Genomic DNA, 13,402 nt, shown 5'->3' on the forward strand with positions numbered 1-13,402 from the left:
CTAACATATTGAAGTTTGTCATGACATATTGCTTACTCCTAAAAAATTATCATGTTGTATGTTTAAAAGGTGTGATATTTCTCACACTTGAAGCGATTTTTATCTATTTTGAATACCTTTACCATAATTTCGTCACATATTTGGGTAAATGTGGGGGATAAAAGGTGCCTTGTGACTAGCCTAATAAAAGCAAAAAACTCTTCCAGATTTTATTAACTGGAAGAGTTTTTTCATAAGTACTAGATGAAGTATTGAGCTTTAACATTTACTGATTTGCTTATTTGACCTGCTGAAACATCCATTCAATCAGTTTCTGGTTTTGATACGCAGGAACCCATGAAGCATGATCATACTTTAATTCTTTAGGATATCCCGTATATAGCGGATGTCCTCCAGCTTTTTTTATAGCACTTATTATATTCCTTGAATAGGTAACAGGAATGACAGAATCGTCTTCAGCATGAAAAGCCCATATTGGTTTGTTGATAAGAAAGTGCGCCTTAGCTGGATCGGCTCCTCCCGCTATCGGAACCATCGCAGCAAACAAATTAGGGTGTTCTATATTTAAGTTAAATGTGCCAAATCCTCCCTGAGATAGTCCTGTAGAATAAAGGCGATTACTATCTATATTGTAGGATTTTCTTACACTTTGTAGAATTTCATAAGCCGTTTTTAAATCTTCTGATGTTTCGAATACTTTTGCTAAATCGACTTGATTGTTATCATCTCTTGTAACGGTGAAGCCTCCGCTTGGTACATTACGAGCTTGGGGAGTTAAAACAAAAGCAGGATGCTTTCGTTGATTTTCTGGTGAAGCCCAAATGATGGCTCCGTCGTTGCCAAGAAGCTGTTTTGTATTATCATTTCCTCGTTCACCACCTCCGTGTAAAAATAGCACCAGAGGATATGATTTTGTAGAATCATAGTCTTTAGGCACATAAAGTCGGTAGGGCATTGTTTTATAAGTGAATGATAAAAATAGAGTAGCTATAGATTCTCTGCTTTCAAATGAATAAGTAAATATAGCTATATCACTATGATTTTTCTGATTTTTATTTTTCGCGTTTCCTTTTATGGAAATTGCTTTAAGCACCGTATCGTTATTAATAATAATTGGGTTCGAATACTGATTGCTTTGACTGGTCGGAGTGCTCCCGTCAAGTGTATAGTAAATTTTCGCACCTGGTGTGCTTGTCTTTAATTCAATCTTCTGCTCCAAATAATAGTTACCTGATAAAACTGAAGAGGTTGGTTTTTTTACGTTTTTATAATTATTTTCTTCTTTTGCCGCAACACTACTTAAAGGAAAGAAAGCTAGAATAAGAACTCCTATAGTAATAAAACTTAGAACTTTTTGTATTGACGTATTGTTCACTGATAAAGTACCTCCTTTATACTATTATTCAAATGTCTACTTCCATTTCCAGCAGGGCATAACTTAAGCTTTTTCCGTGCGTATCCATTCCTAAAGAAGTAGTCACTCCACCAAGTAACGCGCGGTGACATACAAATTGAAACGCTGATATATTAGGAACCTCATAGCGAACAATGTCTCCTTCTACAATATTTTTTAAGTGTTTTTTCACTTCCGAAGCAGTCACTTTTTCATGTAATAAAAAATAATCTTTTTCGTCATACGGAATTAGTGATAGCATAAGCGTGTTTCCTTTATCCCCAGCTCGACTGTGAGCAAGTTCATATAATTTCTTTTTCATTTGTTATGCTCTCCTTTAATGTAAAGTAGGTTTCTATTTTGTTACGTGAAATCAACGTAGAAACAATTCCTACTACTTCATTAACATACTTTCTTGCTCCGCCTCCACCTGCGGGCCCATTTGTATAAAGAGCCTCTACCTCTTCTCCAATTTTGGCTGCTTCCTTTAAAGTAAGACATTTCCCTGCTACTCTCAGCCTGATTTCATAAGGATCTGATTCTTGAAAAGAGACTCTATGAACGGAAGAAATACCGATATAATCAATTCTTAAGTCGACCACTTTATCTTTTAAACGCTTATATAAAATTTCACCAGCTAGCTTAGCTCTTTCTAGAGCATTGGATCCAGCGTAGGAAATTTCCCCTTCTCCAATAACACCTGCTTCGTAACCTACGCTGACTTTTAACGTTTCAGGCCTTGTTATACCTGTTCCGCCAGACACTTGAATTTGGTTCAATTTAATTTCCTGTAAATGAACGGAAGTAAAATCTGCAATAACATCCGGTGTTATATATTGATGAGGGTTAGTTACTTCGTAAAGAAGCTGTTCTTTTACAGTAGCTAAGTTGATGACTCCTCCTGTCCCTTCTACTTTAGTAATGATGGCTGTCCCATCTTCTTTAACATCAGCAAATGGAAAACCTAATTCAGCAAGCTTTGGGACTTCTTTTTTTCCGGGATCAGCAAAATAACCACCAGCTACCTGTCCCCCACACTCCAATAAGTGTCCAATTACTGTTCCTTGAGCAATTTTATCTACGTCGTCTAAAGACCATCCAAAGTGGTGTACCATTGGAGCAACAAATAAAGACGGATCTGCTACTCTACCGGTAATAATAACTTGAGCCTCTGTCTCTAGAGCTGGCAATATTGTTCCTACACCAAGGTAAGCGTTTGCAGATATAACGTTACCAAAATGAGATATCGGTTCATTTGTTTCTAGAGTCAATCCATTTCTATCTATCAACTTTAGTACGTCATCTCCGGATACGGCCGCCACTTTTATCTCAATGTTCAATCGGTTAGCCATTTCCACAACTTTTTCAGCAGCACCTATTGGATTGGCTGCCCCCATATTTGTAATAATTCGCACTTTATTTTTCTTGATAATAGGCAAAAGAAGCTCTAGTCTTTTTTCCAATAAGGGATCATAACCCATTAAAGGATTTTGACTTTTTCTTTTTTGGGCAAGTGCGATTGTTCTTTCAGCTAAACATTCTAATACTAAATAATCTAAATTTCCTTTTTCAGCCAATATAACCGCCGGTTCTAATCGATCTCCTGAAAAACCCGCGCCTGATCCAATTCTTATCATTTTCATCACCTCAAATAGTAATTGCTCCCGTTATTAATGCCACAATCGTCATAACAATGGTGGTTCCAAATGCCCACTTAAAGATAAAACGCTGATGATCGCCTAAATTCACTCCCGCTAACCCTACAAGGATAAAGGTCGAGGCGGTTAAAGGACTTAATGGAAATCCAGTCGTCATCTGTCCTAAAATAGCTGCTCTGCCAATCTCAATTGGATTGATGCCAAAGTTAGAAGCCGTCTGGCTAATAATTGGTAAGACCCCAAAATAGTAGGCATCCGGTGTAAACACTAAGCTAAGAGGCATACTTGTAATTGCTACTAGTACAGGTAAGTAAGAAGCTAGTGATTCAGGGATAATACTAACCATTGCAGAAGCCATTCCATCTATCATCTTTGTTCCTGTCAAAATACCCGTGAAAATACCTGCAGCGAAAATCATCGTAGAAACAATTAAAACGTTATTTGCATGGCTTAGTAAGCGTTTTTGCTGCTCTTCTGGATTTGGATAATTGACTAAAAGAGCAATTGCAAACGCGACAATAAATAAAATCGGTAAAGGCAGCCATACTTTAATTAACGCGATAAGAAGCAAAATTGTTAAAGCAAGATTAAACCAAAAAAGCTGGGGCTTTTTCATTTCTAGAGCAGCTGCATGTTCTGTAAACCCTTGTATATGTTCTTCTAGTTCAATGACTCCTAGTCTCTGCCGCTCCTTTTTCCCAAGCCAAAAAGCAGATGCTAACACCCACACAATCCCAGCAATCATCGCGGGGATAACAGGGTTAAATAATTGAGAAGAATCTGCATTAAATGTAGTCATGGCTCTAGCAGTAGGCCCCCCCCAAGGAGCTAAGTTCATAACTCCTGCTCCTAAAGCAACCACTCCTGATAAAATAAGAGGATTCATCTTTAATCTTTTATAAAGAGGTAGCAGCGCTGTAATGGTAATCATAAAAGTAGATGCACCGTCACCGTCTAATGATACAAGCATCGTAACAATAGCTGTACCTACGACTACTTTTAATGGATCTCCTTTAACTAGACGAAGCATTTTAGAAATCATAGGATTAAATAAACCCGTATCAATCATTAAACCAAAGTACAAAACTGCAAAAACAATCATAATGCCTGTAGGTGCTACTTTTATAATGCCTTCTAACATCATGTCTCCCATTTCTAATCCAAATCCACCTATTAATGCAAAAACAGTTGGTACGAGAACTAAAGCAATCAATACAGATAAACGATTGGTCATAATTAAAAATAGAAATAAACCAATAATTAAAAATCCTAATAATGCTAACATGTAATCCCCCCTGCCCTAAATTTGTAGATTGATGAATCTTGGATGTAAAAAACTTCTGTACTTTTTATTCTTGCAGGATTCATGCCAAGGATATGTAAAAACAGCAACAAACCTTTACAAAACCCTTTCAAAATGTGACAAAAAAATTTATTGCACAACAAAAAAAGAAAGCGTTATCAATGAATCTGCTTTCTTTTTTTGTTCTTGTCAATTGAAATTCTAATATTTTAGAAATAATCACCGCTCAGTGAAGAGATACGTTTCTTAATACATAGTTTCCAGCATTTCTGAAAATCTAGAAATCTTTCTAACGACTTAGAAATGAATATTATATTTCTTCATTTTATTGTATAAAGTAGCTAAAGAAATACCTAAAACCTCTGCTGTTTTCCTTTTTCCCCCAATATTATTTGGGTATTTTCTTAATATTTCCTGAATAAATGCGCACTCTTTATCCTGTATAGCTTCCTGCAGTGTTTGATTAGGTTTATCTACCTTACCTAGAACGTCTGAAAAGCTTTGTTCATCTTTAATCATAAATTGTGGAAGGTGATGAAACATAATATCTGTACCTTCTGCCATACATGTGGCATAGTCAATCACATTTTTTAATTCTCTTACGTTGCCAGGCCAATGATAGGATTGAAGAAAGCCTAGTGTATATTCGTCAATTTTGTAAGATGCATTGGCGGTCGAGTATTTAATAAAGGAGGAGACGAGTTTACGTATATCTTCTTTCCTTTCTCTCAAAGGAGGTATCTCTAGTTGAATAACGTTAAGTCTATAAAATAAATCTTCTCGAAATTGTTTCTTATTCACAAGCTGCTGTAAGTTGCGGTGCGTAGCAGCAATAATTCTTACGTCAACTTCTCGTTCAGTAGCTTCTCCTACCCTTCTGATTTTCTTCTCTTGCAGAACTCTTAACAACTTAGCTTGAAGATCATATGACATATCTCCAATTTCATCTAAAAATATAGTTCCGTTGTTTGCTATTTCGAATAGTCCAGCCTTCCCGCCTTTTTTAGCATTTGTAAAAGCACCGTCTCCATATCCAAAAAGTTCACTTTCTAACAGAGACGAAGGAATAGCCGCACAATTTACAGGTATAAAAGGACCATGCTGGCGCTCACTTTTATTATGTATAGCCTGTGAAAATAATTCTTTTCCCGTGCCGCTTTCTCCCGTCACAAGAATAGGAAATTGAGATTCTGCTACTTTTTCAGCTATATGAACGGCGTGCCTTAACCCTTCTTCCCTACCAATTATTTGTTCAAATGTATATTTTGCTTCATAGATAGAATCCATTCGGTTTTCTAAATTCTTTAACTTTTCGGTTTGTCTTCTCAATTCCTTTGATAACTTGTCAACTTCATTAAGACTTTTACAAACCGATACGGCTCCTGCAACTTTACCTTCTATTATAATTGGAGCCATATCCACCATATATTCCCGATTTTTTTCTTTTCGATATACACCTACTCTGCATTGTTGGTCTTTTAGAGCATTTGTTAACTGAGCTCCTGGGCGATATTCTATTAGTGGCTTTCCAATAATATCACTTTTTACTCCTGTAATCTTTGTATACTCTGGGTTAATAAATCTGACAATCCCTTCTCTGTCGATAACTAGAATACCATCATTTATCGAATTTATAACTGCATGCCACCAGTTAAAATTTTTAGAAGAGCAGTCGACCTCTATGTGCTCTTGGAATGTATTCTTCACAGTATTGTAAGCTCCTTTCTATAATAACTTGAGAGTAGATTCTTGCTTTATTTATAATTATCAACTAACTTTCTCTTTTTTGAAACAGAGTCCGCTCAATTAATTTGAATAATCTGATTTATAAAAGCGGATATAACCGTGTTTGATCTTATTCCATTATTTATATTCAAGATGAAGCATTCTTTGAAAAGAGAAATATTTCTCTTTTCAAAGAAACTTATCACCGTAGTTTTTCCGTATTTACCCATTTTGAATTTTGAATTAGAACCGAATTTAACAGCTTCAGCTACTGGTCAATCTTTAACGTATTTGCCCATGACCGTGTACAGATAAAGTTTATATACATGACAAAAAAGAGAAACGTGAAAGAGATTGGTCTTCTCCCTCACGCTTCTCTTTTTATTATTTCGCTATTTATTGGACTTTTAGTATCTCTGCTAAGTATTTATGTACTACACTTGAAGACCTTTAATACCATTCAAGATTGACAGTAAGCGAAACTTAAATGCCGAGGAGCTCGTTAACGAACTATCAGCTATTGCCTTCTCTTCCTTAATACATCTTCTATAAAATAATGATAGAAATAATTAATAAGAGCAGTGGCAATCGAGATCACAAAAAGTTGAAAACGCGTCATGTTGACCATCTTGTATACCTTTAATTTTTCTGCCAAACTGGTCAAGGGATAAGCAAATAGATAGTCAAATAGGATGTTAATTAACAAATATTTTTTGAAATTCCCATAGGTCAGCTTGAATACCCAAAAATTAGCTATAAAAAACGGTCCAAATATAAAAGAAACGTCGCTTGAAAGTTTAGGGAAAAGAGGTTTGCTCACTTTCCACCATGTAAAGCTTTTAGATAACTCACTGATAAAAGCAATAACTAATGAACTAAATGTCAAAACAGGTAGGTATCTTTTAAAGACAAATTTATCAACTTTTATTATAGACAGCCAAGGCAATAAAAGTACTGCCAAAAGCGTTAACTTTCCTTTCATTATGTACCCAACTCCTGCCGTTACGAAAATGTAAGCTAAATCATATTCTCTTTAGTTTGTGTAATAGGCTCTTTTTTATGTGTTTATTACACTGCGTTCGTTCTTTTATTCGTCTTTTATTACAAGATTTTTTGCTTTCAGGAAATTATTAATTCTCATATTCTGCATGTGCATGGAGAAAATATGGAGGTGAATGTTTAAAAGGAGGAATTAAAAATGACTACAGTACGTGAAGTTATGACTAAAGATGTGAAAGCTTGTGCACCGCACGACCCAGTAACAGCTGCAGCAAAATTAATGCGTGATATTAATTGTGGGTCTGTGCCAGTGTGTCAAGAAAATCGAGTAATGGGAATGATCACAGACCGTGATATCGTGTTAAACTGCGTGGCGGATGGAAAAGATTGCAACACTGTGCATTGCCATGATTGTATGACTAAAGATGTGATTACTTGTTCTCCAGATACGGATATTCATGAATGTGCACGTATGATGGCCGATCATCAAATTCGCCGCATTATTGTAGTGGAGAATAATAATATGGTTGGAATCTGTGCAATCGGTGACCTTGCGACAGTGAACGTATATGTTGATGAAGCTGGTGCAGCATTGAGCGAAATTTCTAATCAAGTTCATTAAAACTTTTTAGCATATAAATCCTTAATGTTTGTACAAAATAACCCTGTCTGCAAGGAGGTGCTAATATGCCAGATTTAAACGATAACAAATTTAAAAAGATTCAGTCTGAGAGTCAAAAGCAAGGAAAGTCTCAAGAAGAATATGCGGCTGAGCTTGACGCTAATCGTGCAAAAAGCCAAAAGAAAAAGTAAGAATAAAAAAGGATTACAATCGGCAGAGGCTCGTTTGTAATCCTTTTTATCATTCCGTTTTGTTACAGGCTGCGATCAGTTATAAATGTATAGTGAGTAGATGCTTCATATTTCTCACCTGGCTTTAATACACAAGAAGGAAAATGCTTATGATGAATAGCGTCTGGTAAACCTTGTGTTTCCAAGCAAACACCGAGGTATTTCTCTGAGTGAACCCCTCTAATTTCAAATTCTTCATCTAGATGATTTCCCGTATAGAGAACAACTGAAGGCTGATCCGTTTTGACTTCTATTTTGCGACCGCTTGCTGGATCAAATAATGACATCTGATTTTCAGCTTCTGCTTCTAAAAGAAATGGATGATCGTATCCTTTACCAACTAATACATTTTGCGGATGTGTAGATTCCACTCCTTCCTTGAGGCTATGTCCTTCTCTAAAATCAAATGGGGTATCTGTGACACTTATCGTTTCTCCAGTAGGTAAAAGATCATCATTCAGCTCTAAGAATTCGTTACTTTTCAGCTTTAAAACATGATCTAAGACCGTTTCCTTTAGATTTCCGCTTAAATTGAAATACGTATGGTTTGTTAAATTGATAAGAGTGTCTTGATCTGTTGTTCCTTCGTAAGAGATATGAAACTCATTTTTATTAGTCAACGTATACGTAACTTTCACTTCAAGATTGCCAGGGTACCCTTCTTCTCCGTCTTTACTTACATATGTAAATTCAATACCTACGTGATCACTTGCCTCGATTGTTTTTGCATGCCATATTTTGTGGCTAAACCCTTCTGAACCGCCATGCAAATGGTTGTTTCCTTCATTTTTCTCTAGACGATAGGTTTCATTATTAAGCTGAAACTCCGCTCCCCCTATACGTCCTGCTACGCGTCCGACCACAGCTCCGAAATAAGGAGAATACTTTTGGTATTCTTCTATTGAATCAAATCCCAAGACAACACTTTCAATCTTCCCTTCAGAATCTGGCATTTCAATATTTGATATCACACATCCATAGTCAAGGCAGGTGATTTTAAGCCCTTCATCATTTAATAAGGTATAAGCATGTACAGCTTGATTGTTTAGTTCGCCAAATTTCTCAAAATTCACTTTCATTTTTAATCAGTCCAATCCTCTTTTTATTCGTAAATTGCTTAACGGACCCTACATGTTATACACATGGGATATGTTCTTATAGTTCCCTCTGCAATCCTTCCTGAATCTTCATTATTCTCATTTTATTGTAATCGTGTACATTTTCTAATTCAAGCTTGAATGATAAAGGCTGGCTACTGTTTGTCATTGCTATTTCTTTAGTATTCCTAAGTATTCTTCCCAAGGCCCTACATCTTCTCTGTATCGTTCTGCCATTACTCGAACAATTTGGGCAATGTGCGTTAAATCGTGAGCAACCCAAGTCGAGAGCAACTCTCTGACTTTTACTTCCCCAAACTCCGGGTGTTCTCCTCTCACTTCAAGATGCTTTTCAGGCTTAATTAACAGCTTTAGTTGTTGTAAATTCTGCATTCTTATCATGTTGAATTCAAGAAGCTTTTCTTCAATAGAACTAGTAGATTCCTTGTGTAAATGAGCATAGCGATCAAATGGAGGGAAAGCTCCTCCTTTTCCTTCTTGAAGGATGAATTTTAGCCTTGGTATCCAATTATTTTTTTCTGCTTCTATTAAATGTTCTATTACTTCCGAGGTACTCCAAGTTCCTTCTCCTTCATTACATTGCAGCCACCCTGCAGATAGACCCGACAAAAGTTTTTCAAGCGTCTTAGGCGTACGCTCAAGTATTTCGGTCGCTTCTTTTAAATTAAAATTCATGCTCATTCTCCTTTCTCAACGCAATGATGCTGAGCTGTCAGTTATGTAAATCTTTTAGAGATTATAGTCAATTTTACCATAATTCGCTTCTATTAAAGGAGCCAACTATTTTTCTAATTCCTTTTATGATGACTAAAACAAAATAAGAACACACGTTTGGTTTTTCTCTAGAAATATGATAAAATATATATAGGCTAAAACGCAGCGAGTATCAGTCTGAATGGATATTGCTCATCCGTAAAATAGATTACTAGATGCTTTTTCATCTTGAGCTTTCCGTGTGAATTGGAGTGAGACAACAGTGAGTAAAAATCAAAAGCGATGGACAAAAGAAGAAGATAAATTTCTTATCCAACACTATGGCGTTATGACGCTTCAAAAGATGGGTGAGCATTTACATAGAAGCAAGGAATCGGTTAATAAACGGCTTACTCGATTAAATCTTCGAGCTTCAGATACAGCTTTACGTAAAAAGTGGACGCCGAAACAAGATGCTTTTTTACAGCAGAACATTGATATCATGAACAACCGTGAAATGGCAGAATCCTTAGACAGAAGTCCTTCTTCTATTGCTACGCGCATAAAAGTTTTGGGTTTAACTCGAAAAACTGCGATGCGAAGATGGACCGTACAAGAAGACGAATATTTGCTAAGGTATTACGGAACAAAACCCCTTTCGCGCATATCAGCGAAATTGCAGCGAAGTGTGCAGGCACTAGAATCGAGGTTAAGTCGTTTAGAGGTGTATGGAGCTAAATCGCACGTAGGACATATCACAGCGTGTGAGCTAGCAGCCTGCCTCGAAGTAGATGTTCATACAATTTACAAGTGGATTCATAAAGAGAATCTACCGTATAAAATGATCATCGCCAAGACAAGAACATTCATGGGAATTGACATTCAATCTTTTTGGAAGTGGGCTGAACAAAATAAATCGTGCCTTAACTTTTTTAAAATACCTAAAAATACGCTTATTCCAGAACCAGCGTGGGTGAATGAACAAAGAAGGCTAGACTATGTAAAGCGCCCTAAATACGAGCATAAAAAGTGGACAGCAGAAGAAGATGCTAAATTGTGGCGTATGTTTTATCAGGAAAAGCGCAATCAGCGAGAAATTGGGCAGCTGCTCGGGCGTTCAAGAAATAGCGTGCAGCGCCGCTTAGAGCGTCTACGTAAAAAGAAACTAGCGAGTTAAACGAAAAAAAGCTTGGGATAAGCTATGCTTATCCCAAGCTTTTTTTATTGATATGACTTTTTGTTAAGCTTTAACTGCTTTTTCCCAATCTGCTGCAAATTTTTCCATTCCTTGGTCAGTTAACGGGTGTTTTGCTAATTGCTCAATAACAGCGTATGGAATTGTGGCAATATGAGCCCCTGCAAGTGCTACGCGCGTTACATGATCCGGGTGTCTTACAGATGCGGCGATAATTTGAGAGTCGATGTTTTGAACGCGGAATAACTCAGCAATTTTAGATACCAGCTGTACTCCGTCTTCTGAAATATCATCAAGACGTCCTAAAAATGGAGAAACATACGTCGCTCCAGCACGAGCTGCTAAAAGCGCTTGGTTTACTGTAAAGATTAGGGTTACATTTGTTTTTACGCCTTTTTTTGCAAGGTAGCGCGTCGCTTCCAAGCCAGCTAATGTCATAGGCAGCTTAATCGTAATATTTTTATCTCCATCGTTAATTTTAATCAGTTCTTCAGCTTGAGCGATCATGTCTTCAGCAGAAAGTGCGTCAGGCGTTACCTCAGCGGAAACGGATTCAACCTCCGGTACCATTTGAAGAATTTCTTCGATGCGGTCTTCAAATCTTACGCCTTCTTTTGCTACTAAAGATGGATTGGTTGTTACACCTGCTAGAACACCAACTTTATATGCTTTCTTAATATCCTCAAGGTTTGCTGTATCAATAAAAAATTTCATCTCACTATTCCTCCTTATTGTTGTACATCAATCTGCATTTCAGCGTACGCGAACTATAGCCTAGCCAATTTGCTGCAGCGCATATAGATTTTCTATAGAAGCGTTTTCAATCTCTTTTGCAGTTAATACCTTTAGTTTTTCTAAAAATTGTATAGCGTCCACGCGGTCTTCGATGTCTTCCTCTGTACGAATATTCTCCGTTTTAATCTGATGGATACATTCGTTGATGACTTCTTTATACGCATTCGTTTGGATAAACCATTCTGCTAATAGCGTTTTTGTTGCTTCTCTTTCTTCTTTACTTTTAACTGCAAACAAACTCTCTGTTTCCGTTTCACTCAGCATAAGGCTGCTAAAATCGTGATTCATACAAAGCCAGAAATAACCTTTTTGGCTATCGTAATACTTTCCTTCTCTTAAAAGAAAATACTTGATTCCAAATTTAATTTTATGAGATTGATTCTCTGAACTTGGCATATGAATTTCTTTTATTTCTACGCTTTCTGATACATCCAGATATGTTTCTAAACCGTACTTTGTATTCACTACTTTTGCATCCAATATGTCCATTCTCATTCTCCCTTTCTCAAGTTCTATTTATTTTTATAAAAAAACAGAGGTCTGATTTTATGTAATAACAAATCCAGTTTTTGTGGATGTTTTTCTTAACCAACCGACATGTTTTACTGTTTACGCTTTCATTATATATCAGATTATTCGAAAAATCATCAAAAACAATCAAATTCATTCAAAAAAAGTCATAAAATCGTAAAAAGTAGTCAAAAAAGTTCATATGACATAAAAATTACGTAGTCATAAAAGATTTTCACAATACAATTGTAAAAATTAGGGGTAAAGTAGCTAAACTCAACGATGTACTAATAAGCGTTGCACTTGAAACAAATTCTGGCTCAGTATCAAATTGCAGCGCATACATGGTCGTGTTTGCTGCTGTTGGCATAGCGGCCGTAATAATCATAATCTGTTTAACCATGTCATCAACTGGAAGAAACAAAGTAAGTAAATAAGCAACGGTAGGAGAAATGATCAGTTTAATTATAAGCGATAAAGAAACTTTGCTTTTGGCTAAATTTTTAACTGATATTTTTGCCAGCTGCATGCCGAGTACAATCATAACCGTAGGAATTGCTGCATTCGCAACTAAATCTACCGCTTCGAGGACTGATTTCCCTAAATGAATATTGGAAAATTGAAAAAAAGCTCCCAAAAAGGCGCTATATATAGCAGGCATGCGCTGAACAGCACGAATAGCTGAACGTATACCATTTCCTTCTGCACTTCCTTTTGCGGCGTAGTAGACTCCAATTGTACACATTGCCAGCTGTTGAATAACCATTAAAATGATTGCACAGTCAAGCCCTGAAACTCCAAAGATTAGTAAAACCACAGGAGTACCGTAATTCCCATTGTTCATAAAAGAAGAGGCTAATATCATTCCGCATGTCTCTCGAGTGGAATACTTCTGAATAAACGCCACAATATATACAACTATAATTAAAGTAAAACAAAGGGCAAACGTATAAAAAGCAAGATATAAATAATCCACCTGAAATTTTGTCGTATAAAACGTTCTAAAAACTAATATCGGAGACATTAAATAAAGCGCCATGGTGGATATCGCTTTTGTATCGAACCCTATTTTCTTTTGCCCAATAAAACCTAGTGTAAATATGCCGAAAATAGGTAATAGGATTGTTAAAAATTCCATTTTAATCACCTGTTTATATTCTA

14 protein-coding genes are annotated in these 13,402 nt (G+C 36.4%); 3 read left to right on the forward strand and 11 right to left on the reverse strand.

All coding sequences use genetic code 11. The features are described from left to right. Nucleotides 1-277: 277 nt before the first annotated feature. The 6 genes from ACNHOZ_RS19355 to ACNHOZ_RS19380 all read right to left on the reverse strand — a co-directional run bounded on the left by ACNHOZ_RS19355 (nucleotide 278) and on the right by ACNHOZ_RS19380 (nucleotide 7,061). Nucleotides 278-1,375, reverse strand: coding sequence for a chitobiase/beta-hexosaminidase C-terminal domain-containing protein (locus tag ACNHOZ_RS19355; protein ID WP_048021385.1), 1,098 nt, complete (start codon nucleotides 1,373-1,375; stop codon nucleotides 278-280). A 28-nt stretch (nucleotides 1,376-1,403) separates the two neighbouring features. Continuing rightward, complete coding sequence (locus ACNHOZ_RS19360) at nucleotides 1,404-1,715, reverse strand: AtuA-related protein (protein WP_048021387.1); 312 nt, start codon at nucleotides 1,713-1,715, stop codon at nucleotides 1,404-1,406. Then, nucleotides 1,696-3,030: an acyclic terpene utilization AtuA family protein gene (locus ACNHOZ_RS19365; RefSeq protein ID WP_048021389.1), complete on the reverse strand. Its 1,335-nt coding sequence runs from the start codon at nucleotides 3,028-3,030 to the stop codon at nucleotides 1,696-1,698. The genes ACNHOZ_RS19360 and ACNHOZ_RS19365 overlap by 20 nt, the downstream gene beginning before the upstream one ends. 10 nt (nucleotides 3,031-3,040) lie before the next feature. Beyond that, on the reverse strand, nucleotides 3,041-4,336 hold the full coding sequence (locus ACNHOZ_RS19370) for a CitMHS family transporter (RefSeq protein WP_048021391.1): 1,296 nt from the start codon (nucleotides 4,334-4,336) through the stop codon (nucleotides 3,041-3,043). A gap of 315 nt (nucleotides 4,337-4,651) precedes the next feature. Next, the gene (locus tag ACNHOZ_RS19375; RefSeq protein ID WP_048021393.1) at nucleotides 4,652-6,061 is read right to left on the reverse strand and encodes a sigma-54 interaction domain-containing protein; all 1,410 of its coding nucleotides are present in this window, start codon (nucleotides 6,059-6,061) and stop codon (nucleotides 4,652-4,654) included. A 535-nt stretch (nucleotides 6,062-6,596) separates the two neighbouring features. Beyond that, on the reverse strand, nucleotides 6,597-7,061 hold the full coding sequence (locus ACNHOZ_RS19380) for a hypothetical protein (RefSeq protein ID WP_048021395.1): 465 nt from the start codon (nucleotides 7,059-7,061) through the stop codon (nucleotides 6,597-6,599). Nucleotides 7,062-7,277: 216 nt separating this feature from the next. Between ACNHOZ_RS19380 and ACNHOZ_RS19385 the strand changes: the two genes are divergently transcribed. Both ACNHOZ_RS19385 and ACNHOZ_RS19390 read left to right on the forward strand, forming a co-directional pair. Next, complete coding sequence (locus ACNHOZ_RS19385) at nucleotides 7,278-7,700, forward strand: CBS domain-containing protein (protein WP_013056563.1); 423 nt, start codon at nucleotides 7,278-7,280, stop codon at nucleotides 7,698-7,700. Between the two features lie 65 nt (nucleotides 7,701-7,765). After that, nucleotides 7,766-7,891, forward strand: coding sequence for a hypothetical protein (locus tag ACNHOZ_RS19390; RefSeq protein ID WP_255900447.1), 126 nt, complete (start codon nucleotides 7,766-7,768; stop codon nucleotides 7,889-7,891). 62 nt (nucleotides 7,892-7,953) lie between these two features. On the opposite strand, the gene ACNHOZ_RS19395 is transcribed toward ACNHOZ_RS19390, so the two are convergent. Further along, on the reverse strand, nucleotides 7,954-9,009 hold the full coding sequence (locus ACNHOZ_RS19395) for an aldose epimerase family protein (RefSeq protein WP_048021397.1): 1,056 nt from the start codon (nucleotides 9,007-9,009) through the stop codon (nucleotides 7,954-7,956). Between the two features lie 189 nt (nucleotides 9,010-9,198). Next, a complete protein-coding gene (locus ACNHOZ_RS19400; RefSeq protein ID WP_028413738.1) occupies nucleotides 9,199-9,723 on the reverse strand; it encodes a DinB family protein in 525 nt (174 codons plus the stop codon). A gap of 301 nt (nucleotides 9,724-10,024) precedes the next feature. Between ACNHOZ_RS19400 and ACNHOZ_RS19405 the strand changes: the two genes are divergently transcribed. Continuing rightward, a complete protein-coding gene (locus ACNHOZ_RS19405; protein WP_048021398.1) occupies nucleotides 10,025-10,918 on the forward strand; it encodes a sigma-70 family RNA polymerase sigma factor in 894 nt (297 codons plus the stop codon). Nucleotides 10,919-10,981: 63 nt separating this feature from the next. Here the strand turns inward: ACNHOZ_RS19405 and fsa are convergent, their stop codons facing one another. The 3 genes from fsa to ACNHOZ_RS19420 form a co-directional block, all read right to left on the reverse strand. After that, the gene (gene fsa / locus ACNHOZ_RS19410; protein WP_013082751.1) at nucleotides 10,982-11,650 is read right to left on the reverse strand and encodes a fructose-6-phosphate aldolase; all 669 of its coding nucleotides are present in this window, start codon (nucleotides 11,648-11,650) and stop codon (nucleotides 10,982-10,984) included. 60 nt (nucleotides 11,651-11,710) lie between these two features. Further along, nucleotides 11,711-12,220 carry a hypothetical protein gene (locus ACNHOZ_RS19415; RefSeq protein WP_063247220.1) on the reverse strand — a complete coding sequence of 170 codons (510 nt, stop codon included), beginning with the start codon at nucleotides 12,218-12,220 and terminating at the stop codon, nucleotides 11,711-11,713. Nucleotides 12,221-12,476: 256 nt separating this feature from the next. Then, nucleotides 12,477-13,379 carry an AEC family transporter gene (locus tag ACNHOZ_RS19420; RefSeq protein ID WP_168760648.1) on the reverse strand — a complete coding sequence of 301 codons (903 nt, stop codon included), beginning with the start codon at nucleotides 13,377-13,379 and terminating at the stop codon, nucleotides 12,477-12,479. Nucleotides 13,380-13,402 lie beyond the last annotated feature (23 nt).

It is taken from the genome of Priestia sp. D51 (genome assembly GCF_053345675.1).

Coding starts and splice junctions, on each gene's coding strand:
- ACNHOZ_RS19360 (WP_048021387.1), bottom strand. CDS start 1,715: ATGAAAAAGAAATTATATGAACTTGCTCACAGTCGAGCTGGGGATAAA.
- ACNHOZ_RS19365 (WP_048021389.1), bottom strand. CDS start 3,030: ATGATAAGAATTGGATCAGGCGCGGGTTTTTCAGGAGATCGATTAGAA.
- ACNHOZ_RS19370 (WP_048021391.1), bottom strand. CDS start 4,336: ATGTTAGCATTATTAGGATTTTTAATTATTGGTTTATTTCTATTTTTA.
- ACNHOZ_RS19380 (WP_048021395.1), bottom strand. CDS start 7,061: ATGAAAGGAAAGTTAACGCTTTTGGCAGTACTTTTATTGCCTTGGCTG.
- ACNHOZ_RS19385 (WP_013056563.1), top strand. CDS start 7,278: ATGACTACAGTACGTGAAGTTATGACTAAAGATGTGAAAGCTTGTGCA.
- ACNHOZ_RS19390 (WP_255900447.1), top strand. CDS start 7,766: ATGCCAGATTTAAACGATAACAAATTTAAAAAGATTCAGTCTGAGAGT.
- ACNHOZ_RS19395 (WP_048021397.1), bottom strand. CDS start 9,009: ATGAAAGTGAATTTTGAGAAATTTGGCGAACTAAACAATCAAGCTGTA.
- ACNHOZ_RS19400 (WP_028413738.1), bottom strand. CDS start 9,723: ATGAATTTTAATTTAAAAGAAGCGACCGAAATACTTGAGCGTACGCCT.
- fsa (WP_013082751.1), bottom strand. CDS start 11,650: ATGAAATTTTTTATTGATACAGCAAACCTTGAGGATATTAAGAAAGCA.
- ACNHOZ_RS19415 (WP_063247220.1), bottom strand. CDS start 12,220: ATGGACATATTGGATGCAAAAGTAGTGAATACAAAGTACGGTTTAGAA.
- ACNHOZ_RS19420 (WP_168760648.1), bottom strand. CDS start 13,379: ATGGAATTTTTAACAATCCTATTACCTATTTTCGGCATATTTACACTA.